At 46.0% G+C, this 463-nt stretch carries 1 pseudogene; it reads left to right on the top strand.

Annotated features, from left to right (window positions below):
* A pseudogene (locus KBX21_RS26355) lies at positions 1–437 on the top strand (hypothetical protein); the annotation flags it as partial.
* Positions 438–463: the final 26 nt, after the last annotated feature.

The raw sequence follows: 463 nt of genomic DNA on the forward strand, positions 1-463 counted from the left end.
GGCTAAAGCCAAAGCCTGGAATCAGATATCTTGCTGAACTGTCAGACTTTGAGAAGGAAGATATCCTCGCATGGTGGAAGCAACAACCATTCGATTTGCAAATACCGGAACATCTCGGTAACTGCATATTCTGCATTAAAAAATCAACGCAAAAAATCGGACTTGCCTGCAAAGATGAGGAGGGATTGCAGCGTGTTTTTAATGAGGTCATCACGGGATCCCATGTGCGTGACGGACATCGGGAAACGCCAAAGGAGATTATGTACCGAGGAAGAATGTCGCTGGACGGTATCGCGAAAATGTATTCAGAAAATGATTATCAAGCCCTGTATCAGGACATGGTACGAGCTAAAAGATTCGATACCGGCTCTTGTTCTGAGTCATGCGAAATATTTGGAGGGCAGCTTGATTTCGACTTCGGGAGGGAAGCTGCATGATGCGATGTTATCGGTGCGGTGAATGC

The sequence above is a fragment of the Nocardiopsis sp. B62 genome (assembly GCF_018070675.1).
Lineage (GTDB): Bacteria > Actinomycetota > Actinomycetes > Streptosporangiales > Streptosporangiaceae > Nocardiopsis > Nocardiopsis prasina.